The organism is Micromonospora coxensis, assembly GCF_900090295.1.
In the GTDB taxonomy this organism is placed as follows: Bacteria; Actinomycetota; Actinomycetes; order Mycobacteriales; family Micromonosporaceae; genus Micromonospora; species Micromonospora coxensis.
This window is the reverse complement of the sequence record NZ_LT607753.1, coordinates 814,311-840,334: the sequence shown is the minus strand read 5'-3', so window position 1 is coordinate 840,334 and position 26,024 is coordinate 814,311. Positions and strand designations below refer to the sequence as shown.

Genomic DNA, 26,024 nt, shown 5'->3' with positions numbered 1-26,024 from the left:
CCGTCGCTCGACCCGGTGGCGCAGGACTGATCCGGCAGCGACTGGTGGACGGCGAGGCCATCCGCGTCGGAAGCACCGATTGCCCATCCGGCCTACCATCGTCGCCGGCGCGCCCGTCGCGGCGCGGTCGGGTCCTGATCCGCCGGCCCCGGACGCTCGACCCGGACGGGATCGCCGCGAACGAGGTCGTCGTGGATGCGCCACCGGGCGGTGTCGACGTCGCGCCGCACGGCGTCGTCCCCCTGCTCGACGCGCTGCCGCAGCAGTCGTACGGCGAGACGGCGGTTGAGGCTGAACTGCCGTTCGGTGTCGACCACGACGACCAGACCGGAGGGACGGTGGGTCGCCCGCACCGCCGTGCTGGCCTTGTTGCGGTGCTGCCCGCCCGGGCCGCCGGTACGGCAGGCGACGACGTGCACGTCCGCCTCGGCGAACGGGGTACGCGGGGCGTCGACCTGGCACGGGCGGGCGGTGACGTACCAGTTCTTGCGGTCGGTGCTCGCCCGGTAGGGGCTGTGCGCCTGCCAGCACAGGGTGCCGGTCCAGGCGGCGGCGAACTCCTCGGCGCCCGCGCCCAGGATGCGCACCAGCGCCGAGCGGTAGGTGCCGGAGCGGTCACCGGCGACGGCCCGGAGCCGCTCGGTCGTCAGGTGGTGCCGGGTGGCGTCGGCCTCCAACCGGCGCAGCAGCTCCGACAGCGCCCACGCGCACTCCTGCGGGCCCCGCCCGGCGGACAGCAGCAGGTCGACGCTCATGCCCGGCCCCGCCTGCGGCGCTGCTCGTGGCGGCCGGTGCTCCCCACGTCGGGCGTCTTGTAGGTGACCAGGGGCACCGTGGTGGCCACCGGCGTGGCCAGACCGTGGGCGGCCAGGTCGGCGACGACCTGCTCGATGCGCTTGTAGGCCGTCGGCGCCTCCTCGAAGAGCAGTTGGCGGTCACCGCAGACCACCAGCGAGCCCACCGGGGTCCGGCGCAGCTCCTCGACGGTGTGCTTGGCCCGGCCCCGGCGCAGGGCGTCGGCGCGGGACATCTTGCGGCCCGCGCCGTGCGCCACCGAGTGGTTCGCCTCCGCGCCGGCGTGGGCGGCCACCAGGTAGGAGGGGGTGCCGCGGGTGCCGGCGACGAGCACGTCGCGGCCGTCGCCGCGGGCCGCGCCCTTGCGGTGCAGGTAGACGCCGTCGCGGATCTCGACCAGGTTGTGGCACTCGTCGACGATCGGGTCGCCGGATTCGGCGCCCAGGGCGTGCGCGACCCGGGCCGCCATCAGCCGCCGGTTGAGCGATCCCCACCGCACCGCGGCGTCGTGCATCGCCAGGTAGGCGGCGGGATCGGCGGCGGGACCGGCGCCGTGGACCTCGGTGTGCGCCCGCAGGATCCGCTCACCGAGCCCGCGCGAGCCACTGTGGACGATGAGCACGAGCTGACCGGCGGCGAGCCCGAGACGCTCCGCGTGGTCGGGGGCGACGACGGTGTCGACGCGGGCCAGCTCGACGAAGTGGTTGCCCCGGCCGACCGTCCCGAGGCCCTCGACGTGACCGGCGGGAATGTCGCCCGCGAGGACGGCCCAGGCCGGGTCGTCGGCGTCCTGCTCGGGATCGAGCGGGCGGTCGAGATCGGGGAACCGGGCGGCCAGCCTCTCGGGTACGGCGCGCTTGAGCCGGATGGGGAACACGGCGATGCCGCAGCCGATGTCGGAGCCCACCAGGAACGGGTACAGCACCGTCGACGTCATGGCCGCGCCGATCGGGGCGCCCTTGCCCGGGTGCAGGTCGGGCATGCCGGCGACGTGGATCATGCCGTCGAGGGCGGCGACCTGATGGCACTGCGCGACGGCGTCGGACTCGATCCAGCTGGTGGGGGAGGCGAACACGGCGACGGTGGCGGAGGTGGACTGCGGCACGGAAGGGTGCACGGACAAGGAGACGCTCGCTTCTCGCGTGACGGGTGTGGACGGACGGCAGCACGGCGCCATCGGCGCCGTGGGGCGGCAGGAGCAACGCGGGTGGTGTCCGTCAGAACGTCATGCGCTCCACCTTCGCGGAGCCCGCCGCGCCGGGCAACCGACTTTCGGCGGCGCCGCGCACACCGGTCGCCGCGCCACCGTCCCCGGCGGAGCCGGATCGCGGTGGTCGGCGGGACGGCACCGCCGCCCGGACGGCCCGTGCCCTCACCGGCCACCGGCTCGCGCTTTCGCCGACGCCACCGCACCGCCCCGCCGAGACCCGCGCCGGCGACGTCGCCCGGTCCTGGTCGGGTCGGGTGTCAGTGCCCCGGGCTCGGCACGGCGCCGCGCTCCCACAGGCTCTCCTCGGCCCACGCGCCGACGATCACCTGGTCGGGATCGTGTCGGTTCACCTCGGCCAGCTCGTCGGCCAGCAGTTGCAGGCCGACGGTGACCGGCAGTTGCGCCAGCACCGGGTGCAGGCCGGCGACGCCGGGGACGACGCTCACCGGGACGCCCTCGGCAGCGGCGGCGTCGCCGATCGCGGCGACCAGCCCGTCGGCGTCGCTGTCCGGAGCGACCAGCAGCAGCCGGTCCCGGGGGCCGTACGGCACGGCGGCGCCGTGCAGCAACCGTTCCGCGTCGAACCCCTCGGCCAGCACCCCGGCGGCCTCCCGGATCTTCAACGCGCCCTCGGCGGCGGTGACCGCGTACGGCCCGGCGCCGACCAGCCCGAGCGCGCGTTCGGGCGCGGGCACGGCGCCCGGCTCGTGGGTGGCGCACACGGCGCGCACGTGCCGGGCCGCCCGGGTGAGGTCGGCCGGGCCGACGTCGGGGCAGCCGAGGCGGTGCGCCAGGTTCGCCAGCGCGGCCAGGCAGGCGGTGTAGCTCACCGTGTACGTCTCGGACTCCTCCGGCCCGACCGTGACGATCGCCTCCGGCCAGCCGGCCCGCTCACCGGTGATCGACAGCAGGCGGCAGCCCGCCGAGCGGGCCACCTCCCGCGCCCGGCGGCTGTAGGCCGTCCGCCCGGTGTGCGAGATGACCACCACGGCGTCGTCCGGGCGTAGCGCCGGGCCCCAGGTGACGAACTGCTCGGCGGCGAAGCCGTACGCGTCGAGGCCGGCGTCGCGCAGCAGGAGCGCCCCCAGGTCGGCGGCGTGCCGGCTGGTGCCGGTGCCGACCAGCAGCACCCGCCGGGCGTCGCGCAGCCGTCGCGCCGGCTCGGCGAGGTCCGCGCCGGCCATCGCCTCGATGGCGTCGGCCTGGGTGTGGATGGTCCGGTGCAGCGCGGACGTCACGGGGCAGCCTCCGAGAGCAGTCGCAGGTCCGTCATGGTCAACGCACAGTCCACCCCGATCAGCCAGGGCGCGTCCAGTGCGAGTCGTTCCGCCGCCACGTGGACACCCGCGTCGGTGCGGTACTCGACGTAGTGCAGGTGTCCCCGGGCCGCCGCGCCGGGGACGACGCCGAGGTCCCCGTCGGCCCGGTACGCCGCCCGCCCCCGGCCGGTCTCGGTCAGCGCGGTGTCGCGCAGTCGGCCGCGCGCCGGGTCGTACTCGTCGTCGGTGACCGGCCGGCGGATCCACGAGGACGCCCGCAGCCCGTCCGGGCCGGGTTCGAGCGCGAGCCACATGCCGGCCCGGCCGCTGCCCAACAGATATTCGCCCCACTCGTCGATGTCGTCGCAGGCCAGCAGCCGAGCGCGCACCGTCCACCGGGTCCCGTGCAGCCCGACCTGCGTGCCGGGCGCCAGTTGGTGCAGGAGCGCCATGTCCACGGTGACCACCTGTCATCGGATCCGGAACCGGGAGGGCACGGTGATCCGTCCCTCCACCGCGTCGCACACGAACGCCGCCCAGGCCGGGCCGTGCTTGAAGCCGTGGCCGCCGTCGCCCCCGACGAGCCAGACGGTCGGGTCGGCCGGGTGCCGGTCCAGCAGGAAGTGCTCGTCCGGCATCTCCACGTAGCGGCAGCGCTCGTGCCGCCGCACCGGGGCGTCCCGCAGCGCGGGCACCCGGCGGCGGAGGTAGGGGTACGGGTCGACCGGCACGACGTCGGCGTCCGGCGCGACCGTCCGGTCCGCCACCACCTTGACGCCGCCCGCGCCGACGGCGGGCACGCCGTACCACTCGGCGTCGCGGTCGATCCAGGCGGGCGGGGGCGGGTGACCCGGCCCCGGGGCCGGCGGGTCGAGGTACATGCTGTCCTGGGCGACCACTCGCGCCGAGGTGAGGCCGGGGAACAGGGCCGGCAGGCCCGGGCCGACCGCCCAGACCGTGACGTCCCCGGTGAGCGGTCGCCCGTCGGTGACCGGTCGGGCGTCGTCCGCGCGCACCTCGGCCCGGCGCAGCCGGACGCCCCGGTCGACGGCACGCGCGGCCACGGCGCGGATCGCCTCCCGGGCGAGCAGCACGGCGCCGGACGGCTCGAAGAGCAGGTGGTCGGCGGGGCCGGGGGTGAACCACGGGAACCGGCGGGCCGCCTCGGCCCGGTCGACCTCGCACAGCGGCACCCCGACACGCCGGGCCGCGGCCACGGTGTCGTGCGTCCACCGGTCGGCCGCGCCGAGCAGGAGCACACCGGTCGGTGCCAGCACCGTCCGTCCGGCGGTCCGACCGATCCGGAGCCACAGCTCCCGTGACCGCCACGCCGACCGGGTGTACCAGTCGTCGGCCCCGTACGAGGTGCGCAGGATGCGCGACTCGGCGGTGGACGCGCCGGAGTCGTCGAGCGGATCGCGGTGGGCGACCTGCACCTGCCAGCCCCGCACCGCGAGTTCGTGGGCGACGCAGAGTCCGAAGACGCCCGCGCCGACCACGGTGGCCCGCCCGACGGTCAGCCCGGCCACACCGACTGCTCCAGGTCGGCCGGCAGCGGGCGGAAGAAGGGCGAGGTCCGGGTCAGTCGTCGGCCCGGGGCCGCGGGGTGGACCCCGTCCCAGCGAGGGCTCCCGGTCTCGCCGAGGGCGTGCCACAGCTGCTCGGCGAACTCCGGCATCACCGGCCAGGCGAGCTGGGCGAGGGTCCGGGCGGCGGCCGTCTCGACCGCCACCGCCGCGTCCGAGGTGGCCGACGGGCCGAAGGCGCGCAGGCGGGACTGGCCGGCCGCGAACTCCGTCGCCCGGCGGACGATGTCGACGAGCACCCGGGTCGCGGTGCGGGGCGAGAACCCGGCGGCCGAGTAGGCGGCCAGGCACTGCCGGGCCAGGTCGGCCAGGTCGGCGAGGAAGCGGCGGTGGCCGGGCAGCGGGTCGTCCAGCGGCGGCACCCCGGTCAGGGGCACCCGGTCCGCGAGGGCGTCCAACCAGGACTGCCACCGGCCGGCGAGTTCGTCGTCGACAAGCGTGCGGAACCGGTCGAGGGTGAACGACGACGGTCCGGTCTCCGGCCGGTCGTGGGCCAGGGCGAAGCGCACGGCGGACGCCGGGACGTGGTCGAGCAGTTCCCGGGCCCAGATGGCGTGCCCGCGGCTGGTGGAGAACTTCCCGTCGTCCAGGTGCAGGAACTCGTTGGTCAGCAGCGCGTCGGGCAGCCGTATCGCCGGGTCGTAGGCCATCAGCAGCGCCGGGAACAGGATCGTGTGGAAGTAGCCGTTGTCGAAGCCGAAGAACTGCACGACCTCGCTCTCCGGCGCGTCCCACACCGCCCGCCAGTCGCCGCCGCCCCGGGCGGCGAGCGCCTCGGCGAGCGCGGCGAGGTATCCCGGCACCATCTCGGCCCAGACGTACACCCGCTGGTCGGTGAAGCCGGCCACCGGGCTGGCGATGCCCCAGTCGGTGGGGTGGGTCAGCGGGATCTCGGGCAGCGGCGCGGCGAGCATCGTCGCGCAGAGCGCCTCCAACTGCGGGCTCATCACCGTACGGGCGTGGTAGGCGCGCAGCCGGTCCGCGTACCGCTGCAGGGGGAAGACCAGCCGGCGGTACGGCCGGCGGGTCGGCGACGTGCCGCACACGTTGCAGACCGGGTCGACGAGGTCCACGCAGACGTTCGGCTGGGCGCACGCCTCGCAGGAGTTGCCGTCGCTGTCGGCCTTGCAGTGCGGGCACCCGCCGGAGACGTACGCCTCGAACAGGTAGCGGTCGCAGGGTGCGCAGTGCAGCCCCTCGCCGGTGCGCGGCACGAGGGCGCCGCGTGCGTGCAGGATCGCGATGAACTCGACCACCATGTCGCGGTGCCGTTCGTCGCGCGCCGGCCGGGGGCACGCGTCGGTGGCGAACCCGATGGCGGCGAAGACCCGCGCGATGTCGTCGGCGTAGCCGTCGGCCATCCGGTACGGGTCGACGCCGTTCGCCCGCGCCTTGACCGGCACGTAGCTCTGGTGCAGGTCCGAGCCGGTCAGGTAGACGGCGTCGTGCCCGGTGAGCCGGCGGGCGCGGGTGTACATGTCGGCGGCGGCGTACGGCCCGGAGAGATGCCCGAGGTGCAGGTCGCCGTTCGGGGTGGGTGGCGCCGCGGTGACGACGCTCAGGGCCGGGTCCGTGCCGCGCTCGGCCGGTGGCATGCGTGCTCCCTACAGGTCGGACCGGCCGTACGCCGGCGGCCAGTACACGGACAGCAGCACCAGCGGGTCGGCGCCGGTGTTGACGAGGCGGTGGGGAGTGTCGGCGGGAATGACGACGGCCTCCCCGGCGACGACCGGCCGCTGCTCCGTGCCGACGGTCATGTCTCCGCGTCCGGACAGGATCAGGAACATCTCGTGCTCGGGGTGGGCGTGCGCGTCGGTGGCCTCGCCGCGGTCGAGCACCGCGCGCCCGACGCCCCAGTCGGCCAGGTCCTCCCCGCCGTGGGGATAGATCTGCTGGTACCGCACCCCGTAGCCGGGTTGCAGTTGGTCGTCGCCGATCGGTCGGACGAGCACGGCGCCTCCTCAGTAGTCGAAGTCCGGTGCGTTGACCGCCGGCCAGGCCGGCCAGGGGTTGTCGTGGCGGGCTGTCTCGTCCACGTCGAGCCCGTGCACCCAGCCGTGCTCGGGGGATCCGGGGTCGGTCGGCGCGGGGTCCAGGTAGTCCAGGTGCAGTGACGGCCAGATCTCCTCGGGCGCCCACGATCCGTCGGTGCGGACCCGCGCGTCGGTGATCACCTCGGGCTGCACCAGGACGTCGATCTGGTACGTGGCGGAGTAGCGGTCCGGGTCGAACCCGTCGCGGGGGCAGCCGCCGTCGACCGCGTGCGGCGCCGGGTTGCGCCAGCTCGAGCCGGTCGCCCGGGGGTGGCCGATGCCGCCGGCGCCGATGGAGCGCAGCGCCATCCGCCGGACGAAGGCCATCGCCTCGGTGAGGTCGGGCATCAGTCCCCGGGCGACCAGGGCCTGGGCGTAGTGCCCCGGCGCGTTCATGGAGATGAGCAGCCCGCCGGGCACCCGGCGGTCGTGGTGGCGGCGCAGGTGGGCCGAGGTGTGGAACAGCTGGGCGCTGGCCTTGTAGACGCGCAGCGCGCCGTCGGGGTGGCGCAGCGGCACCGCCTCGGTGTAGATGACGTCCGGCCGGATCGGGGCGTGTTCGACCAGGTACGTGCCGGCGAGGGTGAGCGCCGCGGCGGCCAGCTCGGGTCCCGGCGCGGCGTACGCCAGCCGCCGGCTGTTGAACATGATCAGGAAGGCGCTGCTGTGGCCGGTGACGGCCCGGTCCTTCCATCGGCGCCGGGCGCGTTGGACCTTCCCGGTCACCGCGTCCAGCCCTCGGGACAGGTCGTCGTCGTCGATCCAGCACACGTCCATGCCGAGCCCTCGGCTGGCCCGTGCGCCGTCGTCCTGCCGGGTGGCGAGGCGACCGAACAGGCACGGCTGGCTGCGGGCGAGCCAGCGGTGCAGGGCGGCGCGGCGCTGCGCCTCGGTGCTGTCCGGGCGGAGCAGCACCTCGTGGGCGGCGTCGATGTCCGCGCCGAAGGAGACGCCGGCGGGTAGTTGGGGCAGGTCGCGCAGCACCGCGGGGACGACGACACCGTCTCCGATCCGCATTCTCTCCGCCTCTGAAAGTGTCGGCCCTTCTTCTTCGAAACGCACTAATTGATAGCAGCCGAATGCGTGACGCGTCGAGGCCGCGGGCGTCGATCGGCTGTTCCTGGCGTGGTCGTGACGAATTCCTGGCACGACCGTGCCACATATGCGGCGGTGTCCGGCCGAACATTCATCACACCCGCGCGCGGTCGCAGGAGATACAAATATGGCGATCTCCCGTTCGGTTGGCGGGAGCCGATGAAAAGTGTCAGGAGAAGAGGCCGGAAAGTGAGCTTGATCGGGACCTTGAACGGTCTGCGGGAACCATTGCCCAGCCTGTCGGAAATGATCGACGACCTGCCCAGCCTGCCGCCCAACGCGGACTTCGGGGACGACATCGCGCGCGCCCACCACACCCTGCTCTCGGACGCCGACGTCGAGGAGAAGCGCCGGGTGTTCTTCCAGTGGGTGGGCCGCTGGCAGCCCTGCCTGTTCGGGCGCCTCGCGGCGCACGCGGCCAAGGGCCCGGCGGCGGCCAAGGGCCTCGAGGCGGACATCTGCTGGCTGACCGACGACGACCTGGCCCGCGGCGCGGACCACGTCAGCGCCACGATCCAGCAGGCCCGGCGGCGCTGGAAGGACCGCGCCGAGCAGGGCCTGGCCAGCGGTTTCCTGATCATGTTCAACAGCCGCCGGCTGGCCTTCGCCGCCCCCGGCAAGGAGTTGCTGCGGCTGTGCCTGTTCCTGTCCGACCTGTACCTGATCGAGCACGCCCCGATCCGGCCGGACGTGATCTACACGGAGGCCGCGCCACTGCGCATCGAGGGCCGGCTGCACCTGTTCAAGGTCGGCTGCAACATCTTCTACTCGGGGGCGCACGGCACCCGCAACCACGACCGGAGGGTCCCCGGCGGCCTGATGTTCTCGATGAACTCGCCGGGCCACTACGCCAACTCGCTGCACGCCCGCGGCTTCTTCGACTCGCTGCCGGACGCCATCGAGTTCGTCCGGGACACGGCGTTCCGGTCCATCGGCAACGGCGGGCTGGGCGCGAGCGACGTGCCGAGTCAGAGCTGGCACAACCGCCGGCGCGAGCAACAGGACGGGTGTCCGGTGCGCCGGCTGCCGTCCTACGTCCCGCCGGACTTCGACCCGCAGAGCTACTCGGCCCTCTACCACACCGACGTGCTCGTCCCGACCGCGGTCACCGTCGACGGGACGCGGGTCGGCGGGCCGTACGAGTCGAGCGGTGTCGAGGTCTGGCCCAACCTGCTCCTGGACTACATCACCGACGAGCGTTTCCCGGCCGACCACGAGAACTACGGGCAGTTCCAGGGCCATCCCGTGGACGACTGCAACCGGTACCACAACCCCTGGCAGGCGCGTGAGGCATGGAACGACGAGCAGTTCCGCTACTGACCCGACGAGCCGGGCGATCCCCGGTGAAGGTGGAGGACAGCACATGACGACGGAGGAATCCACGCGGGGCAGGCACTATCTGATGTGCCCACCCGACTATTTCGAGGTGTCGTATTCCATCAATCCGTGGATGGACACCGACGTCGCGGTGAACGAGCAGTCGGCCCACGAGCAGTGGCGCGGCCTGGTCGAGACGATCCGTGAGGTCGGCGGCCTGGTCGAGCAGATTCCGGCCGTACCGCAATTGCCGGACATGGTCTTCGTCGCCAACGGCGGCATCGTCAGTGGGGACTTCTTCCTGCCCGCCGCCATGCGCCACCCCGAGCGGCAGGGCGAGACGCCCCACCTGCGGGCCTGGTTCGAGGAGTTCGGGTGCAAGGTGCTCGACCCGCCGGCCGGCGTCCAGGAGGGCGCGGGTGACGCGCTCGCCTTCGGTGACGTCCTGGTGGCCGGGTACGGCCTGCGGTCCGAGCGGGCCGCCTACGACGACATCGTCGCCCGCACCGGCTGGCGGGTCCTGCCGGTGCGCCTGGTCGACCCCCGGCTGTACCACGTCGACATCGCCTTCTGCCCGCTCGACGACCGGCAGGCCCTGGTGGCTCCGGACGCCTTCGACCGCGAGGGCCGCCGCGCGCTGGCCGACCTCGTGCCCGACCCGGTGCTGCTGACGATGGAGGAGGCGCTGGCGTTCAGCGCCAACTCCATCGTGGTCGGGCACGTGGTGATCATGCCGGCCTGTTCCGCCCGGCTGGAGGCCGAGCTGCGCCGCCGGGGATTCGAGGTCGTCGTCCGCCCGGTCGGCGAGTTCCTCAAGGCCGGCGGCGGCGTCCGCTGCCTCACCCTGACCCTCGACACCGTCCTGCCCTCCGGAGCCGGCGGTCATGACTGAGCCCCGAGGCGGTCTGCAGATCGTCGAGCGCCGTGCCGTCGCCGACGCCGTCGGCGAGCGGGACGTGCCGGCCCACACCCCGTGTCTCTACCTCGATCCGGGGGTCGCCGTCGAGCGGTACGAGCGGCTGCGCGCGGCGTTCGCGGACACCGACTCCTACTACGCCGTCAAGGCCAACCCGGAGCCGCGCCTGATCCGGCGGCTGGTGCGCGCCGGCGCCTTCTTCGACGTGGCCAGCCCGGCCGAGATCGCGCTCTGCCTGGCAGAGGGGGCGGACCCGTCGAGGCTGTCGTACGGCAACACGGTGAAGAAGGCGTCCGACATCCGGTACGCCTACCGCAGCGGCGTGCGGTTGTTCGTCTTCGACAGCCAGGACGAGCTGCTCAAGCTGGCGGAGCACGCCCCCGGCTCGGCGGTGTTCTGCCGGCTGCTCGCCAGCAGCGCCGGCGCGCAGTGGCCGCTGAGCGGCAAGTTCGGCTGCACGCCGGAGATGGCGGTCGACCTGCTGACCCAGGCGCCCCGGCTCGGCCTGCGGCCGGTGGGCGTGTCGTTCCACGTCGGCTCCCAGCAGCTCGACCCCGGCCGGTGGGAGCCGAGCGTGGCCACCGCGGCGTGGGTGTCCGGCGAGCTCGCCGCCGCCGGCATCGAGCTGACCATGCTCAACGTCGGCGGTGGGTTCCCGGTGGAGTACACCTCCCCGGTGCCGCCGATCGAGCGGTACGCCGAGGCGATCACGGCGGCGGTCGGGCGGCACTTCGACACCCGGCCCCGGCTGGCCACCGAGCCGGGCCGCTACGTCGCCGCCGTCGCCGGCGTGCTGCGCACCGAGGTCGTCCTGGTCTCCCGCAAGACCTTCGACGACGACACCCGCTGGGTCTACCTGGACGTGGGGCGCTTCGGCGGGCTGGCCGAGACGGAGGGGGAGGCGATCCGCTACCGGCTCGTCACCCCGCACGACGGCGGACCCGACGGCGCGGTCGTGCTGGCCGGCCCCACCTGCGACAGCGTCGACATCCTCTACCAGCGCGCGGCGTACCGGCTGCCGCTGGCCCTGCGCCAGGGCGACACCGTGGACATCCTCGCCGCGGGCGCCTACACCACCACCTACGCCTCTGTCGGGTTCAACGGATTCCCGCCCCTGCCAACCGTCTGCATTGGAGACGACGAGTGAACCTGCCCGGAAAGCTCACCTTCCCCGGACGCGTCCTGCTGCTCGGCAGCGGATCGGTGTCGCAGTGCCTGCAGCCGCTGCTCCTGCGGCACCTGGACATGGACTTCACCCGGCTGACCGTGATGGACTTCGAGGACCTGGCCGACAAGATCCCCGACACCCTCGCCGCGGGCGCCCGCTACGTCCGGCACCGGATCACCCCCGAGAACCTCGCCACGACGCTCGGCGAGCACCTCGGCCGGGGCGACCTGCTGATCAACCTGAGCTGGAACATCGACACCATCGACATCATCGACTGGTGCCAGCGCAACGACGTGCTCTACGTCGACACCTCGGTCGAGTTGTGGGACCCGTACGAGGACCAGGCGGCCAAGCACCCCAGCGAGCGGACGCTCTACGCCCGGCACATGCGGCTGCGCGAGCACGCGCGGCGGTGGGGCGCCGACGGCAGCACCGCCGTGGTCGAGCACGGGGCGAACCCCGGCCTGGTCAGCCACTGGACCAAGGTGGCGCTGGAGGACATCGCCACGGCGATGCTCAAGGACCCGGACCGGCTCCCCGCGCCGCTGGAGCCGCAGCGGGCGACCGCCCTCGAATCGGCCCTCGGCGACCGTGACCACGCGCAGCTGGCGATGCTGACCGGGACGAAGGTCATCCACATCTCCGAGCGCGACACCCAGATCGGCAACCTGCCGAAGCGGGTGGGCGAGTTCGTCAACACCTGGTCGATCGAGGGCTTCTACGAGGAGGGCATCGCGCCGGCGGAGCTCGGGTGGGGCACCCACGAACCGGCCCTGCCGCAGGGCGCCTTCACCCACGAGACGGGCCCGCGCAACCAGATCTGCATCGCCCGTACCGGCATGACGACGCTGGTGCGCTCGTGGGTGCCCATCGGCGGCCCGATCATCGGCATGGTGATCCGCCACGGCGAGGCGTTCACCATCAGCGACAAGCTGACCGTGTGGGACGGTGACACCGCCCGCTACCGGCCCACCGTCCACTACGCCTACCTGCCGACCGACGCGGCGATGGCCTCCCTGCACGAGTGCCGGATGCGTGGCTACGAGCTCCAGCAGGACCAGCGCATCATGGCCGACGAGATCGTCGACGGCGCCGACGAGCTCGGCGTCCTGCTGCTCGGGCACGACCTCAACGGCTGGTGGGTCGGTTCGCAGCTGGACATCCACGAGACCCGCCGCCTGGTGCCGGGGCAGAACGCGACCACGCTGCAGGTGGCCGCGTCGGTGCTCGGCGCCGTGCACTGGATCGTGCGCAACCCGCGCCGTGGGCTGTGCGTGCCGGACGACCTCGACCACGAGCAGGTGCTGGCCGTCGCCAACCCGTACCTCGGCCCGTGTCCGTCGGTGCAGACCGACTGGACGCCGTCGAGCTACGACCCGTTCGCCCGGTACGCCGGCGCCGCCACGGACGGCGAGAGCTGGGCGTTCGAGCGTTTCCTGGTGTCCTGACGTCGCGCCGCCCGCCGCGCCCGGAGGGCGCGGCGGGCACTGACGGGAGTATCAATGACTGACGCAGTCATGTATCTTACGGCCATGGATGGCCGTGCCCTCAATCTTCTCGGCGCCCTCGTCGACGCCCTGCACGACCGGATGGCGGACGCGGGCACCCAGGTCAGTGGCCTCGGCGCGTCCGCGCCGGCCGCGCTGGCCACCCTCCAGGCGTGTCCGGGGGAGAGTGTCGAGTCCCTCAGTCGCGTCCTGGGCATCACCAACTCGGGTGCGGTCCGCCTCGTCGACCGGCTCGCCGGCGCCGGTCTGGTGGAGCGCCGGCCGGGCAGGGACGCCCGCAGCATCGCCGTCCACCTCACCCCGGCCGGCTCCGCCGTGGCCCTGCAGATCGTCTCGCGACGCCGGGAGACGCTGCGCCACGCGCTGGCCGGCCTGCGACCGCAGGAGCGTGCCGTCCTGGGCACGATGGTGGAGCGGGTCCTGGCGGAGCTGAGCACCGACCGACACTCCGCCGACCGCATCTGCCGACTCTGCGACTACGTCATCTGCCCGCAGGACCGCTGCCCGGTCGAGCGGGCCGTGGCATGAGGCGGCCCTGGCACCTCGCCGCGCTCGTCGTCGCCGCGCTCGGCTGGGGCAGTTCGGCGGCGTTCACCAAGCACGCCCTGGACGGCTTCCCCCCGATCACGCTGCTGGTCGTGCAACTCGTCGTGGCCAACCTGATCCTCTGGCCGGCCCTGGTGGTACGCGGCATGCGCCGCCCCTCGGCGCCGTGGCGCTTCGCCCTGCTCGGCTTCTTCGAGCCGGCGCTCGCCTACACCGGTCTGACCCTCGGGCTGGGCTACACCACGGCGGCGAACGCGTCGCTGCTGTCCAGCCTCGAATCCTGCTTCGTGGTGATCCTGGCCGCGCTGTTCCTCGGTGAGCGCATCGGCCGCCGCTCGGCCCTCGGCCTGGCCCTCGCCGTCATCGGCGTGGCCGTGCTCAACCGGGCCGACTCCGTCAACGCCGTCAGCCTCGGCGACATGCTGATCATGGGCGGCGCGCTGTCGGCGGCGATCTACGTGATCTTCGCCAGCCGGCTGGCGCCGCACGTCGACCCGGTCGAGATGACCACCTACCAGTTCGGCTTCGGCCTGATGTTCACCCTGCCGGTCGCCGGCGTGCAGTGGATGTCCGGTCAGGAGCGGCTCACCGGGATGACACCGGACGGCGGCCACTGGGCAGCCGCCGTGGCCGCCGGTGGGCTCGGCTTCGCGATGAGCTTCCTGCTCTACAACTTCGCGATCCGCAAGGTCCCGGCCGGGGCAGCCGGAATGACCTTGAACCTCATCCCGGTCTTCGGCGTGCTCGCCGCCATCATCGGGCTCAACGAGTCGTTCAGCCTCACCCAGGGCATCGGGGCGGCGCTCATCGTCGCCGGTCTGGCCGCCTTCCCGCACGGCCGCGACGACACCACGGTGGTGCCGGCCCCGGCGCCGCCGGCCCCGGTGGCCCTGGCAGCGGCCACGCCACCGGCCACGACCAGCGGAGGGAGGGTCGCCGATGGGCGGTGACCGGTTGCTCGACGACGTGGACAGCGCGCTGCTCGCCGGCCTGCGCGCCGACGGACGCCGCTCCTACCTGCAACTCGCCGCCGACGCCGGGGTGTCGCCCTACACCGCCCGGCGGCGGGTGCAGCACCTGCTCGACACGGGTGTCGCCCGCGTCGCGGTGCGGGTCAACCGGGACGTCGTCGAGGGGGCTCGGCAGGCGGTCATCGGACTGTCCGTCGAGGGCAGCACGGACCCGGTGCTGGAGGCCGCCGGCGCTCTGGTCGGGCTCGACGGTGTGGTGCCCTGCACGGGTGTGTACGACGTGCTGGCCTGGGTCAGCTTCCAGGACGAGCGTGAGCTGTTGCGCGTGGTCAGCGAGGACATCCGCGCGCTGCGCGGGGTACGCCGGGCCGAGGTCTTCTTCCCGCTGCGTACCGTCAAGGACACCCGGGGGTGAGCCGGAGCCTCACAGGTCCTGGTAGTCCTCGGTCAGCCGCAGGAAGGTGTCGAACATCCGGATGATCGCGGGACGCCGCTGCCCGCCGATGCGCGAGGCGAAGCAGACCCTGCGCATCAGCCCCGGGTCCTCCAACGCCACCGAGCGCAGGGTCACCGGCATCCCCACCAGGCCGCTGGTGGGGACGAGCGCGACCCCGAGACCGCCGACCACCAGGTTGTGGGTGAGCAGGTAGTCGTTGGTCAGCGCGTCGATGCGCGGGGTGAAGCCGGCAGCCTCGCACACGGCGACGAACGCCGCGTGGCACAGGGTGTCGGCGCGCGGCGCGATCCACCGTCGGTCCGCGAGTTCGGCCAGCCGCGTCGGCCGTTGCGTCTCGTCCTGGCCGACGAGCAGCACCAGCGGCTCGCTGAACAACGTGACGATCTCCAGGTCCGGAGCGGAGAGCGGGCCGAGGACCTCGTACTCGTAAATGATGGCGGCGTCGAGGTCCTCGCGGCGCAGCGCCTCCACCGCCTCGTGCGTCTCCATCTCCTCGAACGCGATCGTCAGCTCCGGATGCTCCCGTCCGGCGGCGGTCAGGGCGGGCACCATGAACAGCCGGGAGGCGGTGGGGAACGCGGCGATGCGCACCCGGCCGCGCAGCTCGGCCTGGTGGGCGGCGAGGTCCGCCTCGGCCCGTTCCAGGTCGATCAGGATCCGGTCCGCGTGTTTCACGAGCAGCTCTCCCGCGGCGGTGAGGGTCAGCCGGCGTCCGATGCGGCGCAGGAGGGTGACCCCCACCTCCCGCTCCAACGTGGCCAGCTGTTGGGACACCGCCGACGGCGACAGGAAGTACAGCTCGGCGACCGCCGAGGCGGTGCCGAGCCGGGACAGTTCCCGTAACAAGCGAAGGCGCCGTACGTCGATCACCTGAAACCCCCGTCGTTCGCAGGCAATTGATTCTCGTCGAGCCGGGACGATCGCGACCCCGGTCGAACGGGCGATCGTCAGACCCGGGACAGCCTCCGTCGCTCACCGGTGGCGGTGAGGTCCACCAGGCCCCAGGTGCCGGCCAGGGCGATCGCCTGTTGCCGGTTGCTGACACCCATGCGCTGGTAGAGCTGGCGCAGCCGGCGGAACACCTCCCGTGGCGAGTAGCCGGCGATGGTGGACAGCTCGGTCACGGATCCGCCGCGGGCGAGCAGTTGCAGCCACCGCAGGTCCTCCGCCGACACGGTGGGTTCGGGTGGGGCCTCCTGCATCAGGCCGACCAGCCGTTCCACGATCCCGGTGGGCAGCACGGTCCGGCCGGCCACCGCGGCGGTGACCACCATCGCCAGGTCCTGCGGCGAGGTGTCCCAGGCGCAGGCGGCGCGGGCGCCGGAGGTCAGCGCCGCCTGGTAGTCACGCGCCTCCGAGGAGCGCAGCAGGGCCACGATGACGCTGTCGTGGCGGTCGCGCAACGCGCGCACACCGGTGAAGTCGTCCTCCGTGTGGACGTTCATCACCACGGCGTCCGTGTGCCGGTGAGTGGGGTACGCGTCGGCGCTGTCCGACCGGTCGACCTGGAAGCCGCAGCTCTCCAGGATGAGGGCGACACCCTCGCGAGTGGTCGCCACCGGATCCACGACGAGAAGCTTCGCCGTCACGCCCACCCCCCGTATCGTCGGGGTCCGCGCACCCGAAGGCGCGCCGGGACCCGCCCTGCGTCCTCGGTCAGCCTGCCAGCGCCGCTTCACGCGCGTCTATTTCCATTAGCTGAACAACTAGTCAGGGTAATCTTGAAATCACATTCCGCAACATCGGCAATTTGCACCCCGTGCAGGTCCCATGCTCAGCGCGCCGGCTCGGCGGCGGGCCGGTCGGGCGTACGCTGACCTGGTGGATCAAGAAGACCGGATTGCCCTCTTCCTCGACTACGAGAACCTGGCGCTGGGGGCGCGCGACCACCACGGCGGCAGGCCCTTCGACTTCCGCCCGATCGCCGACGCCCTCGCCGAGCGCGGGCGGGTGGTGGTGCGGCGCGCGTACGCCGACTGGTCGTACTTCGACGAGGACCGCCGGATGCTCACCCGCTCCCACGTCGAGCTGATCGAGATCCCGCAGCGGATGGGCGCCTCCCGCAAGAACGCCGCCGACATCAAGATGGCGGTCGACGCGGTGGAGCTGGCCTTCGAACGTGGCTACATCTCCACCTTCGTCATCTGCACCGGCGACAGCGACTTCACCCCGCTGGTGCACAAGCTGCGCGAGCTCAACAAGCGGGTGATCGGCGTCGGCGTGGAGAAGTCCACCTCGGCGCTGCTGCCGCCCGCGTGCGACGAGTTCCTGTACTACGACCGGCTGGAGGGGGTCGACATCCCGCCCGCGCGGGCCCGCCGGGGTCGTCCCACCCGTGCGGCCGAGGCCGCCGCCCCGGCGGACCAGGACCTGGAGCAGGTGGTCGCCGCCGAGGAGCCGGTACGCGACGTGGACGCCCTCGCCGTGGTCGTCGCGCAGACGGTGGCCGGTCTGCAGGGCGGCGCCGGGGGCGCGGTGACCGCCTCCCGGCTCAAGCTCACCCTGCTGCGCAAGGACCCCACCTTCAGCGAGTCCGACTACGGGTTCCGCACCTTCGGCGAGCTGCTGCGCCATCTCGCCGCGCACAACGTCGTCGAGCTGGCCGAGGGCCCGGCCAAGGGTGATCCCGAGGTGAGCCTGCCCGAGCACGGTGACCGGGAGGTGGCCTTCGGGCTGCTGCGTACCGTGGTCGGGGAGCTGGCCGCGGCCGGTGGCCCGGTCGCGCTCTCCGGCCTGAAGAACCAGCTCCGCCGGGCCCGGCCGGACTTCAGCGAGCAGAAGCTCGGGTACCGCAGCTTCCTGCAGTTCTGCAAGGCCGCCGCCACCGACGGGGTGGTCGACCTGGCCTGGAACTCCGAGGTCGACGACTACCTGCTCACTCCGCGCTGACCGGCGTCGCCGGCTCGCCCTGCCGGGCCGGCCGCTGCGGCCGGCGGGCCGGCCCGGCCGTCCCGGCTCAGGACCGGCGTCGGACGAACGGCGCGGACTGGTCCACGACGTCGGCGTACTCGGCGGGCAGCTGGGCGACGGCCTGCTCGTACGCGGCGGGTTCGACGGCCTCGCGCAGGACGTCGAAGACCGCGGTCACGCCGTCCCTGACCCGGTCGCCGTCGACGTCCGCGCGGCCGCTGACCCGGCTGACGAACACGTCCAGCCCGAACCGTTCGGCGGCCTCGCTGCCGCCGAAGGCGTGCGCCCGCAGTCCTTCGGGCAGCTGACCGGCCAGGTCGCGGGCCTCTCCACCGTCGATGCGTTCGGCCAGGGTGGTCAGGGTGGCCCGGGTGACGGCGGTGGCCTGCTCGGGCGACAGGCCGGAACGCGTCGCCACCAGGGCGAGGAACTCGTTGTCGTTCACCTTCGGGCCCTCCCTCTCGCCGACGGGCCAGCCGATTTCCCGCGAGGTGCGGCGGCAAACCCGCCGGAGTGCCGGCAACCTCGGGCTGTCCGTAGGCATGGACGGCGTGCCCCCGGAGTGGGGGAACCGCCGGGACCCCAGTGCCGACCCCTAATCGCGGTCGACGGCCGGGCACATCGACCGTCGGACATTTACGGTGGTGATTCCTCACCTCCGGAGTTCCGAATTGTCCACGCAGGATGTCCCGTCACTGATCTCCGTCGTCGTTCCCACGTACAACCGGGCCGAACTGCTGCGCGGCACGTTGACCGCGTTGGCCGGGCAGCGGCTGCCGGCCGCGTGCTTCGAGGTCGTCGTGGTGGACGACGGCTCGACCGACGACACCCGGGACCGCGTGCACGCCTTCGCCGACCGGCTGCGCGTCCGGTACGCGTACCAGGAGGACCTGGGCTTCCGGGCCGCCGCGGCCCGCAACACCGGCGCCCGGCTGGCCGGCGCGGGCGTGCTGGTGTTCGTCGACACCGGTGTGCTGCCCGGCCCGGACTTCCTCACCGCCCACCTGGCCGCGCACCGGAGTCCCGGCCCGTCGCGGGCGGTGATCGGGTACACCTACGGCTACCGGCCCGACGATCCGACTCCCGGCCTGGACGCCGCGTTGCGCTCCCACGGTCCGGAGGAGGTCGTCCGGCGTTTCGGCACCGCCCCCGCCTTCCAGGACTCCCGCCATCCGACCTTCGCCGCCAGCCGGTTCGACCTCTCGCGCGTACCCCTGCCGTGGCAGTTGTTCTGGTCGCTCAACTGCTCCGTGCCGACCAAGGACTTCCGGGCCGTCGGCGGCTTCGACGAGGATTTCCGGACCTGGGGCGGCGAGGACATGGAACTGGGGATCCGGCTGCACCGGCGCGGTCTCGCGTTCGAGGTGCGCCGGGAGGCGTGGGCGGTGGACACACCGCACCCGCGCTCGGTGACGCCGGACGCCGGCGACAATCGCAGTAACGTGCTGACCATCCTGCACAAGCACCCCGAACCGGTGACCGAACTGCTGTGGGCGTGGTTCTCCCGGCACCTGCCGCAGGTGGGCGACACCCGCGCCTGGCACGTGCGGCAGGAACTGCCGGCCATCCAGCGCGCGATCGGCAGGGTCCGGACCAGGGACGTGACGGCGGAGCTGACCCGGCTGCGCGACGACGTGCCGCCGGGGGCCCGGATCGCCGTCTTCGGCTGCGGCCCGGCGCTGCCGGCCGACTTCCCGCCCGCGGTGCTGCTCGACTTCGACGAGCAGCTGCTACGGCGCCTGCCGCACGGCTCGCGGCACCAGATCCGCCACAGCCTCGGCATCCGCACCGTCCTACCCGACAACGCCGTCGACGTCGTGCTGGACACCTCCCGGATGACGCCGCTGTGGCGACGCTGGGGACGGCACATCCTGGCCGAGGCGCACCGGGTCGGCCGGACGGTGCGCGGGGCGGGCGCGGACGCCTCCGGCTGAGGCGCGGCCGTGCCCGGTAATGGCATCGGCCGGCGCGACCGGCCGGACGGCGGTGGCGCGGTCAGGAGTCACCGACGGGGGCCTCGTCGACGCGACGGACCGGTGCGGCGCCGGCGCGGCGGCGCGGGTGCGCTGGGTCAGCACGACGCAGACCAGCACCACCAGGGCCGCCGCGATCGAGGCCGGGGTGACCCGCTCGCCCAGCAGCAGCGCCGACCAGGCCAGGGTGCACACCGGCTGGGCGAGCTGGAGCTGACCGACCTGGGCGATGCCGCCCCGGGCCAGTCCCGCGTACCAGGCGAAGAAGCCCAGGAACATGGAGACCACGCAGAGGTAGCCGAACGCCGACCAGGCGACGGGGCCGGCGTGCGGGGGATCGGCCACGGCGGCCACGACCGTGACCGGCGCGGTGACGGGCAGCGAGAGCAGCAACGCCCAGCAGATCGTCCGCGCGCCACCCAGCTCGCGGGCGAGCGCGCCGCCCTCGGCATAGCCCAGGCCGCAGAGCACGACCGCCACCAGCAGGAACAGGTCGGCGGGGGAGACCGCCCCGGACACCGCGCCGCCGACGGCGAGGAAGGCGAGCACCGCGATCAGCCCGCCGAGGCCGGCGGCCCAGAACAGCGGTGGCGGACGCTCGCCGGCCCGCAGCACCGCGAACACGGCGGTCATGGCGGGCAGCACGGTGATGACGACCGCGCCGTGCGCCGACGTCTCGGTGGTCAACGCCAGCGAGGTGAACAGCGGGAAGCCGACGACGACGCCGAGAGCCACGACCGACAGCCGCCGCCACTGGCCGCGGCTGGGTGGCGGCGCGCCGGTGAGACGCAGGTACGCCCACGCCAGCGCCGCCGCGCCGACGGCCCGGCCGAAGGCGACGAACCACGGGTCGAGTTCCTGCACGGCGACGCGGGTGGCGGGCAGCGACATGCTGAAGGCGAGCACGCCCAGCGCGCCGAGGGCGAGCCCGGCCGTCCGATCCGCCGTTACCGTCCGCGCCGCAGTAGCGCTACTCTGTCCACTCATGAATGACGGTAACGCAGCGGTCCGCGTTATCCAAGATCTCCGTCGGCTGGCGGCGGGCGCGGATCCCGGCACGCGACTGCCCTCGGTGCGCGAGCTGACCGCCCGGCACCAGGCGTCGCCGGTCACCGTCGCCGACGCCATCCGGCAGCTGGTCGCCCAGGGGCTGATCGAGACGCGGCCCGGCAGGGGCACCTTCGTGGCCGCCCCGCCGCAGGAGCGGCACGTCCCCGACCTGTCCTGGCAGACCGTGGCGCTCGGCCCGCGCCGGCCGGGCGAGGAGGAGATGCAGGCCCTGCTGGCGTTGCCGCCCGCCGGAGCGATCCCCCTGTCGGGCGGCTACCTGGACGCGGATCTGCAGCCGGCCGCCGCGCTCGGCGCCGCACTCGCCCGCGCCGCCCGGCAGCCCGCGTCCTGGCAGCGCGGTCCGACCGAGGGGCGCGAGGACCTCCGCGCCTGGTTCGCCCGCGAGGCCGGGGCCGGGCTGCGCGCCGACGACATGGTGATCTGCCCCGGCGGTCAGGCCGCGCTGTCGACGGCGCTGCGGGCGCTCACCACGCCCGGCGACACGCTGCTCGTCGAGTCGCCCACCTACCTGGGGGCGCTGGCCACCGCCCGGGCCGCCGGACTGCGGGTGGTGCCGGTGCCCGCCGACGTCGACGGCGTGCGCCCCGACCACCTCGCCGCCGCGTTCGCCCACACCGGCGCCCGACTGTTCTACTGCCAACCGCTGCACGCCAACCCGCACGGCGCGACGCTGGCCGAGCATCGCCGGGCGCGCGTCGCCGACGCCGTACGCGAGGCCGGGGCGTTCCTGATCGAGGACGACTACGCCCGCGACCTCACCCTCGACGGTCAGGCCCCGCCACCGCTGGCCGCGGACGACCCCGACGGGCACGTCGTCTACCTGCGTTCGCTGACCAAGTCGACCGCGCCCGGGCTGCGGGTGGCCGCGATCGGCGCCCGCGGCCCGGCCGGGGCCCGGCTGCGGGCGGGCCGGCTGCTCGACGACTTCTTCGTCGCCGGTCCCCTGCAACAGGCCACCGTCGAGTTCGTCACCGCCCCGGCCTGGGCGCGGCACTGCCGCACCCTGCGCACCGCGCTGCGCGCCCGGCGCGAGGCGCTGCTGGCCGCGCTCCGCCGGCACCTGCCGGACCTCGCCGGGCAGCCGGTCCCGCGCGGGGGTATGCACCTCTGGGTCCGCCTGCCCGACGGCGTCGACGACGTCGCGCTGGCGGCTGCCGCCGCCGCCGAAGGGGTCGTCGTCTTCCCCGGCCGCCCCTGGTACGCCGCCGAACCCCCGGCCGCGCACCTGCGCCTCACCTACGCCGCCGCCCCCGCCGACCTCATGGACGAGGCCGTGCGCCGCCTGGCCCGTGCCCTGCGATCCCCGACGGGGACCGCGCGGGGTCGACCGTGAGCGTGGCCAGCAGGCCCGGGTGGTCGGTCGCCCCGCGCAGGCCCACCGATCGGCGGGCGCCGACGGTGACGTCAGTGAGGATCTGTTGCACGGCGCCGTCGTCGACGCGCCGGTAGCCCGGTGGCAGGCACGAGCGCACGTCGGGTGAGCCGCCGTGCCGGAGGTTGAGGTCGCCGCCGACCACGGTGGGCGCGTACCCGGCGCCGCTGCGGATCGTCGGCACGACCGTGTGGAGCAGGTGGCCGCACTGGGCCAGCGCGACGGCGCCACTGGTGGCGGCCAGGTGCGTGGTGCAGGCGTGCACGACGTCCGGGACGTGCACGCAGAGCCAGGCCCGCTGCTCGGGGTCGGCGAGGTCCTGCGCCGGGTGCATCCCGCTGTGCACCGAGTGCCCCCGGTACGGCTGCGGGAAGCGGATCAGCAGTCCGATCCCGTACGGCCTGCCGTTGCGGCACCGGGTGGCGTCGCCGCTCGGGCGGTCACCGGCGACCGTGAACGCCGACCCGACGCTGCCGCCGGGGCGGACCTCGGCGAACGCGCGTTCCAGCACGGCCACGTCGTCCTGGCAGATCTCGTTGAGGGTGACCAGGTCCGGCGCGTCGGCGCGGATCACCGCGACGGCCTCGGCCACCGACCGGCCGGTGTAGCAGCCGGCGCGACCGCTGTTGCACAGGTTCATCTGGAGCACCCGCAGCGTCGTGGACCCGGGCGCGTCGGCCACCGACGCCCCGGCCGGGAGCGCGGCGACGGCGACCAGCCACGCGACGGCCAGGGCGCGACGGACACCGCGTCTTCGGGCCGCACCGGCGGCGGGTGGCTGCTCGGACATGGGCGCTCCGGGGTGGCGGAGGCGACGGCGCCGCCGGTCGTGATCCTACTGCCCGCCGGGCGGGTGCCGCCCCTGATCTTGGCGACCCTCCATTGTGGGATCATGGCGGCTCGACAGCGCGATCTTCGCGTCACAGCATTGGGGGACTGCATGCGCGGATCAGCACGACGACTGGCCGTCTCGATCATCGCCGCGACCGTGGCGGCGGTGTCACTCGCCTCGCCCGCACAGGCGGCGGCGAATCCGTTCACCGCGGCGCAGGCGTGCAACAACGACTTCGGTGGCTCGTGGGCCTACGCCAGTGACGGCCACCGGTCGATCTACGCCTCGGACGGCACCAAGGTGGGCGACGTCTACCTGATGTACAACAGCGCCACCGCGTACAACTGCGTCGCCACCCTCAAGCGGGTGGCCGTCGGCTCGACGACCGGGGTGTCCGCCGGAATCCGGGTGGAGGGCAGTTCCTGGGTCTACGACTCCGGGAGCTTCAAGTACTACGCCGCGATCCAGCGCTCCGCCCGGGATCGGTGTGTGATGTACAGCGGCGAGGTGCTGTACGGCACCAGCTGGCAGGGCGCCGGCCGGTACAGCTGGGGCAACTGCGGCTGAGCCGTCGGGTGGGTCCACCGCGAGTCGCGGCGCCGGCTCGGGTCGGACCGTACCGAACCGGCCGATGGCCGTGACCGGCAGGATCGCCGGTCACGGCCATCGGTCTTGCGGGGGGACCGCTGCGGCGCCCGCCGGAGGGAGCGGGCCCCGACAGCGGTCCGGGTCGGGTGGGCCCCGTCGCCGTTCAGGCGGGGGACGCCCCGAGCAGGTAGTCGACGACGTCGGCGGCGCCGTAGTCGTCCCGTTCGCCCATCAGCGGGGCCAGGAAGGACAGATCCTGTCCCAGGGTCAGCAGCGGTGGTTCGCGGTAGCCGTCCGGCCGGCGCTGCCCCAGACCGACGGCGGCGACGAGGCCGTTGCACAGGCAGCGGCTGCCGACGGTGTCCTCGACCGCCCCGCCCTTGCGCAGGTAGTCGTCCACCGGCTCGGCCGGGCAGCGGTACCCCACCCTGCCGTCCGGGCGCTGGTACGGCGTGCGGAGGTAGCCGAGGTCGCAGTGGCGCGGCCGGTCGGCGTAGACGTCGTCGTCGGCGGCGGTGCCGGGCAGGTGCACCAGCTTGAACGGGAATCCGGTGGGCGACACGCCGGCGTGGTTGCGTACCACCAGGGTGCCGGGAGCCGCCCGGGCCAGCATGCGGCGGCGCAACGTCGGGTCGAGTCCCGACTCCCGGCACAGCGCGAACGCCGTGCCCACCTGCACTCCGGTGGCGCCCGCGTCCCGCGCGGCGGCCAGGTGGTCCGGACCGCACCGGCCGCCGGCGATCCAGAACGGCAGACCCAGCGCAGCCACCTTGGCCGGGTCGACCCCGTCGCGGGGCCCGTACACCGGCTCGCCGTCGGCGGTGAGTCGCAACGCGCCCCGTGGGCGGGCGCTGTGCCCGCCCGCCAGCGGTGTCTCCACCACGAAGCCGTCCGGTCGGGTGGTGTCGTCACGGGCGAGGTAGGCGGCGAGCACGGCGGACGAGACGATGGCCAGCAGGCGCGGACGTCGTACCGGTGCGGGGATGTCCCGGAGCAGGTCGGCCGGGTCGACGGTGACGTGGGAACGGTGACCCGCCGAGGCCGCCTGCACGGTGACCGACAGCCGGGCCGGGCGGTGCGCGGCCAGGGTGTCGAGCAGACCGGGGATCTCGGTCGGCAGTCCGGCGCCCATCAACACGTGGTCCACGCCGGCCAGCATCGCGCCGTACACCGCCGCCGGGGTGGCCATCTGGACCTTCTCCAGGTAGTTCACCCCGACCGACCCGTGGTGGCCCTCCTTGGCGAGGAACACCTCGACGAAGTTGCCCAGCATTGCCAGTTCCTGCCCGTGGCGGTGCGAGCGCAGCGCGAGCCGGGGCACCGGCCGGTACGGCCGGGTCCGGTCGGTCCCGCCGGGCACGAAGTAGCGGCGCAGCGTCCGGTCGACCAGCGTGGGGTCGGGGAAGTGGGCCAGCGCCCGTCGTACGTGCCCGTCCGGGTCGCCGTCCTGCAGGCGTCGGGCGAGCAGCGCGTCGAGGGCCACACCGGAGACCACGCCCAGCTGGCCGGTGCGGGCCACCGCCCGGGCCAGCCGCCACCCGGAGACGCCCACCCCCATGCCACCCTGGATGACCACCGGGACGCCGGGGTCGCCTCCGGCGGTCACCGGGGAGCCCGTGCCGGGGCCGACGGGTCGGGCAGCCGGCCCACCAGACGCCAGGACACGGGCAGCAGGCCGGCCGCCAGCAGGGCCTTGAGCAGGTCCCCGGCGAGGAAGGGCAGCATTCCCACGGCCACCGCCCGGGACAACGACATCCCCGTCGTGGCGGCCAGCCACGGCACGCCGGTCAGGTAGATCAGCGCGTCGCCGGCGGCCATCATGCCCAGCGCGCGGGCCGGTCGCCGGTCCGCCCCGGCCGCGGCCAGCCGGCCGACCAGCGCCGCCGCGAGCACGAAGCCCAGCAGGTAGCCCATGGTCGCGGTCGGCCAGCCGGCCGTGCCGCCGGCGAACCACGGCACGCCGAGGCCGCCGGCCACGAGGTAGAGCAGCATGCCGACCGTTGCCCGCGCCGGGCCGAGGGTCGCCCCGGCGAGCAGCACGGCGAAGGTCTGTCCGGTGACCGGCACCGGCGAGCCGGGCACCGGCAGCGCCACCTGCGCGGCGACACCGACACCGAGCGCGGCGCCGACGACCAGGGCCGTGTCGCGGGCCACGGAACGACCCCACACGTCCGCCAGCACGCCCCTGCCACGGCCGGGCACCGCCGCATGCACGACGCCGTCTGTCATCTCGACCCTCCCTCTGCCGGCGCGCCGACCAGGCGCCACCGGTGTACCGACGCGGTTCTCACCACCGGCCTCCGGCGCGGTGATCACGGTCAGCCTGTGCCCGTGCTTCGCGCCGGGACAGAGCCTTAGGTCCCGCCCCGCGGCGCGCCCCGGCGGGGCACCCCGGCACTGCGCCGCGCGACCGCCGA

The 26,024-nt window shown here is 73.9% G+C and carries 25 protein-coding genes and 1 pseudogene; 11 read left to right on the top strand and 15 right to left on the bottom strand.

Annotated features, from left to right (window positions below; all coding sequences use genetic code 11):
- Positions 1-92: 92 nt before the first annotated feature.
- From prfH to GA0070614_RS03675, 8 genes are all read right to left on the bottom strand, one after another.
- Complete coding sequence (gene prfH, locus GA0070614_RS03710) at positions 93-755, bottom strand: peptide chain release factor H (protein ID WP_088974646.1); 663 nt, start codon at positions 753-755, stop codon at positions 93-95.
- A complete protein-coding gene (locus tag GA0070614_RS03705; protein WP_408630730.1) occupies positions 752-1,900 on the bottom strand; it encodes an RNA ligase RtcB family protein in 1,149 nt (382 codons plus the stop codon). The genes prfH and GA0070614_RS03705 overlap by 4 nt, the downstream gene beginning before the upstream one ends.
- Before the next feature lie 362 nt (positions 1,901-2,262).
- Complete coding sequence (locus tag GA0070614_RS03700) at positions 2,263-3,243, bottom strand: SIS domain-containing protein (RefSeq protein WP_088974644.1); 981 nt, start codon at positions 3,241-3,243, stop codon at positions 2,263-2,265.
- Positions 3,240-3,716 carry a DUF4178 domain-containing protein gene (locus tag GA0070614_RS03695; protein ID WP_231933652.1) on the bottom strand — a complete coding sequence of 159 codons (477 nt, stop codon included), beginning with the start codon at positions 3,714-3,716 and terminating at the stop codon, positions 3,240-3,242. Before GA0070614_RS03695 ends, GA0070614_RS03700 begins: the two co-directional genes overlap by 4 nt.
- An 18-nt stretch (positions 3,717-3,734) precedes the next feature.
- Entirely contained in the window at positions 3,735-4,793 is a 1,059-nt protein-coding gene (locus GA0070614_RS03690; protein ID WP_088974642.1) for an FAD-dependent oxidoreductase, read from the bottom strand.
- Positions 4,781-6,445, bottom strand: a complete 1,665-nt coding sequence (locus tag GA0070614_RS03685; RefSeq protein WP_088974641.1) for a methionine--tRNA ligase — start codon at positions 6,443-6,445, stop codon at positions 4,781-4,783. The genes GA0070614_RS03690 and GA0070614_RS03685 overlap by 13 nt, the downstream gene beginning before the upstream one ends.
- Positions 6,446-6,454: 9 nt before the next feature.
- Entirely contained in the window at positions 6,455-6,802 is a 348-nt protein-coding gene (locus tag GA0070614_RS03680) for a cupin domain-containing protein (protein ID WP_088974640.1), read from the bottom strand.
- Between the two features lie 9 nt (positions 6,803-6,811).
- The gene (locus GA0070614_RS03675; protein ID WP_197701421.1) at positions 6,812-7,900 is read right to left on the bottom strand and encodes a hypothetical protein; all 1,089 of its coding nucleotides are present in this window, start codon (positions 7,898-7,900) and stop codon (positions 6,812-6,814) included.
- 324 nt (positions 7,901-8,224) lie between these two features.
- On the opposite strand from GA0070614_RS03675, the gene GA0070614_RS03670 reads away from it, so the two are divergent.
- The 7 genes from GA0070614_RS03670 (at position 8,225) to GA0070614_RS03640 (ending at position 14,819) form a co-directional block, all read left to right on the top strand.
- A complete protein-coding gene (locus GA0070614_RS03670) occupies positions 8,225-9,298 on the top strand; it encodes a hypothetical protein (RefSeq protein ID WP_088974639.1) in 1,074 nt (357 codons plus the stop codon).
- Between the two features lie 130 nt (positions 9,299-9,428).
- On the top strand, positions 9,429-10,187 hold the full coding sequence (locus GA0070614_RS03665; RefSeq protein ID WP_172892360.1) for a dimethylarginine dimethylaminohydrolase family protein: 759 nt from the start codon (positions 9,429-9,431) through the stop codon (positions 10,185-10,187).
- Positions 10,180-11,358: a type III PLP-dependent enzyme gene (locus GA0070614_RS03660; protein ID WP_088974637.1), complete on the top strand. Its 1,179-nt coding sequence runs from the start codon at positions 10,180-10,182 to the stop codon at positions 11,356-11,358. The genes GA0070614_RS03665 and GA0070614_RS03660 overlap by 8 nt, the downstream gene beginning before the upstream one ends.
- Entirely contained in the window at positions 11,355-12,827 is a 1,473-nt protein-coding gene (locus tag GA0070614_RS03655) for a saccharopine dehydrogenase NADP-binding domain-containing protein (protein WP_172892359.1), read from the top strand. The genes GA0070614_RS03660 and GA0070614_RS03655 overlap by 4 nt, the downstream gene beginning before the upstream one ends.
- 84 nt (positions 12,828-12,911) lie before the next feature.
- Complete coding sequence (locus GA0070614_RS03650; RefSeq protein ID WP_157744929.1) at positions 12,912-13,415, top strand: MarR family winged helix-turn-helix transcriptional regulator; 504 nt, start codon at positions 12,912-12,914, stop codon at positions 13,413-13,415.
- Complete coding sequence (locus GA0070614_RS03645) at positions 13,412-14,383, top strand: DMT family transporter (RefSeq protein ID WP_088974635.1); 972 nt, start codon at positions 13,412-13,414, stop codon at positions 14,381-14,383. Before GA0070614_RS03650 ends, GA0070614_RS03645 begins: the two co-directional genes overlap by 4 nt.
- Entirely contained in the window at positions 14,373-14,819 is a 447-nt protein-coding gene (locus tag GA0070614_RS03640; protein ID WP_088974634.1) for an Lrp/AsnC family transcriptional regulator, read from the top strand. Before GA0070614_RS03645 ends, GA0070614_RS03640 begins: the two co-directional genes overlap by 11 nt.
- A 9-nt stretch (positions 14,820-14,828) precedes the next feature.
- Here the strand turns inward: GA0070614_RS03640 and GA0070614_RS03635 are convergent, their stop codons facing one another.
- Both GA0070614_RS03635 and GA0070614_RS03630 read right to left on the bottom strand, forming a co-directional pair.
- Entirely contained in the window at positions 14,829-15,707 is an 879-nt protein-coding gene (locus tag GA0070614_RS03635) for a LysR substrate-binding domain-containing protein (RefSeq protein ID WP_157744928.1), read from the bottom strand.
- 101 nt (positions 15,708-15,808) lie between these two features.
- Positions 15,809-16,450 carry a helix-turn-helix domain-containing protein gene (locus GA0070614_RS03630; protein WP_157744927.1) on the bottom strand — a complete coding sequence of 214 codons (642 nt, stop codon included), beginning with the start codon at positions 16,448-16,450 and terminating at the stop codon, positions 15,809-15,811.
- Between the two features lie 232 nt (positions 16,451-16,682).
- Here GA0070614_RS03630 and GA0070614_RS03625 point away from each other — a divergent pair, with 232 nt between their 5' ends.
- The gene (locus GA0070614_RS03625; RefSeq protein ID WP_088979187.1) at positions 16,683-17,750 is read left to right on the top strand and encodes a PIN domain-containing protein; all 1,068 of its coding nucleotides are present in this window, start codon (positions 16,683-16,685) and stop codon (positions 17,748-17,750) included.
- 67 nt (positions 17,751-17,817) lie between these two features.
- Here GA0070614_RS03625 and GA0070614_RS03620 read toward each other — a convergent pair whose 3' ends face one another.
- Positions 17,818-18,216 (bottom strand): DUF2267 domain-containing protein, encoded by a 399-nt coding sequence (locus tag GA0070614_RS03620; RefSeq protein WP_088974631.1) that lies wholly within the window; start codon positions 18,214-18,216, stop codon positions 17,818-17,820.
- Between the two features lie 196 nt (positions 18,217-18,412).
- On the opposite strand from GA0070614_RS03620, the pseudogene GA0070614_RS30965 reads away from it, so the two are divergent.
- A pseudogene (locus tag GA0070614_RS30965) lies at positions 18,413-19,126 on the top strand (glycosyltransferase); the annotation flags it as partial.
- A 438-nt stretch (positions 19,127-19,564) separates the two neighbouring features.
- Here GA0070614_RS30965 and GA0070614_RS03610 read toward each other — a convergent pair.
- Positions 19,565-20,731 carry a DMT family transporter gene (locus GA0070614_RS03610; protein WP_231933512.1) on the bottom strand — a complete coding sequence of 389 codons (1,167 nt, stop codon included), beginning with the start codon at positions 20,729-20,731 and terminating at the stop codon, positions 19,565-19,567.
- Here GA0070614_RS03610 and GA0070614_RS03605 point away from each other — a divergent pair.
- Positions 20,730-22,148, top strand: a complete 1,419-nt coding sequence (locus tag GA0070614_RS03605) for an aminotransferase-like domain-containing protein (RefSeq protein WP_088974629.1) — start codon at positions 20,730-20,732, stop codon at positions 22,146-22,148. The genes GA0070614_RS03610 and GA0070614_RS03605 overlap by 2 nt on opposite strands.
- Here the strand turns inward: GA0070614_RS03605 and GA0070614_RS03600 are convergent.
- On the bottom strand, positions 22,075-22,977 hold the full coding sequence (locus GA0070614_RS03600) for an endonuclease/exonuclease/phosphatase family protein (protein ID WP_231933510.1): 903 nt from the start codon (positions 22,975-22,977) through the stop codon (positions 22,075-22,077). The two genes, GA0070614_RS03605 and GA0070614_RS03600, sit on opposite strands and share 74 nt — an antisense overlap.
- Before the next feature lie 150 nt (positions 22,978-23,127).
- On the opposite strand from GA0070614_RS03600, the gene GA0070614_RS03595 reads away from it, so the two are divergent.
- Positions 23,128-23,586, top strand: a complete 459-nt coding sequence (locus GA0070614_RS03595; RefSeq protein ID WP_157744925.1) for a hypothetical protein — start codon at positions 23,128-23,130, stop codon at positions 23,584-23,586.
- Positions 23,587-23,770: 184 nt separating this feature from the next.
- On the opposite strand, the gene GA0070614_RS03590 is transcribed toward GA0070614_RS03595, so the two are convergent.
- Positions 23,771-25,165, bottom strand: a complete 1,395-nt coding sequence (locus GA0070614_RS03590) for a nitronate monooxygenase (RefSeq protein ID WP_088979186.1) — start codon at positions 25,163-25,165, stop codon at positions 23,771-23,773.
- 44 nt (positions 25,166-25,209) lie between these two features.
- Complete coding sequence (locus GA0070614_RS03585) at positions 25,210-25,836, bottom strand: biotin transporter BioY (RefSeq protein WP_088974627.1); 627 nt, start codon at positions 25,834-25,836, stop codon at positions 25,210-25,212.
- Positions 25,837-26,024: the final 188 nt, after the last annotated feature.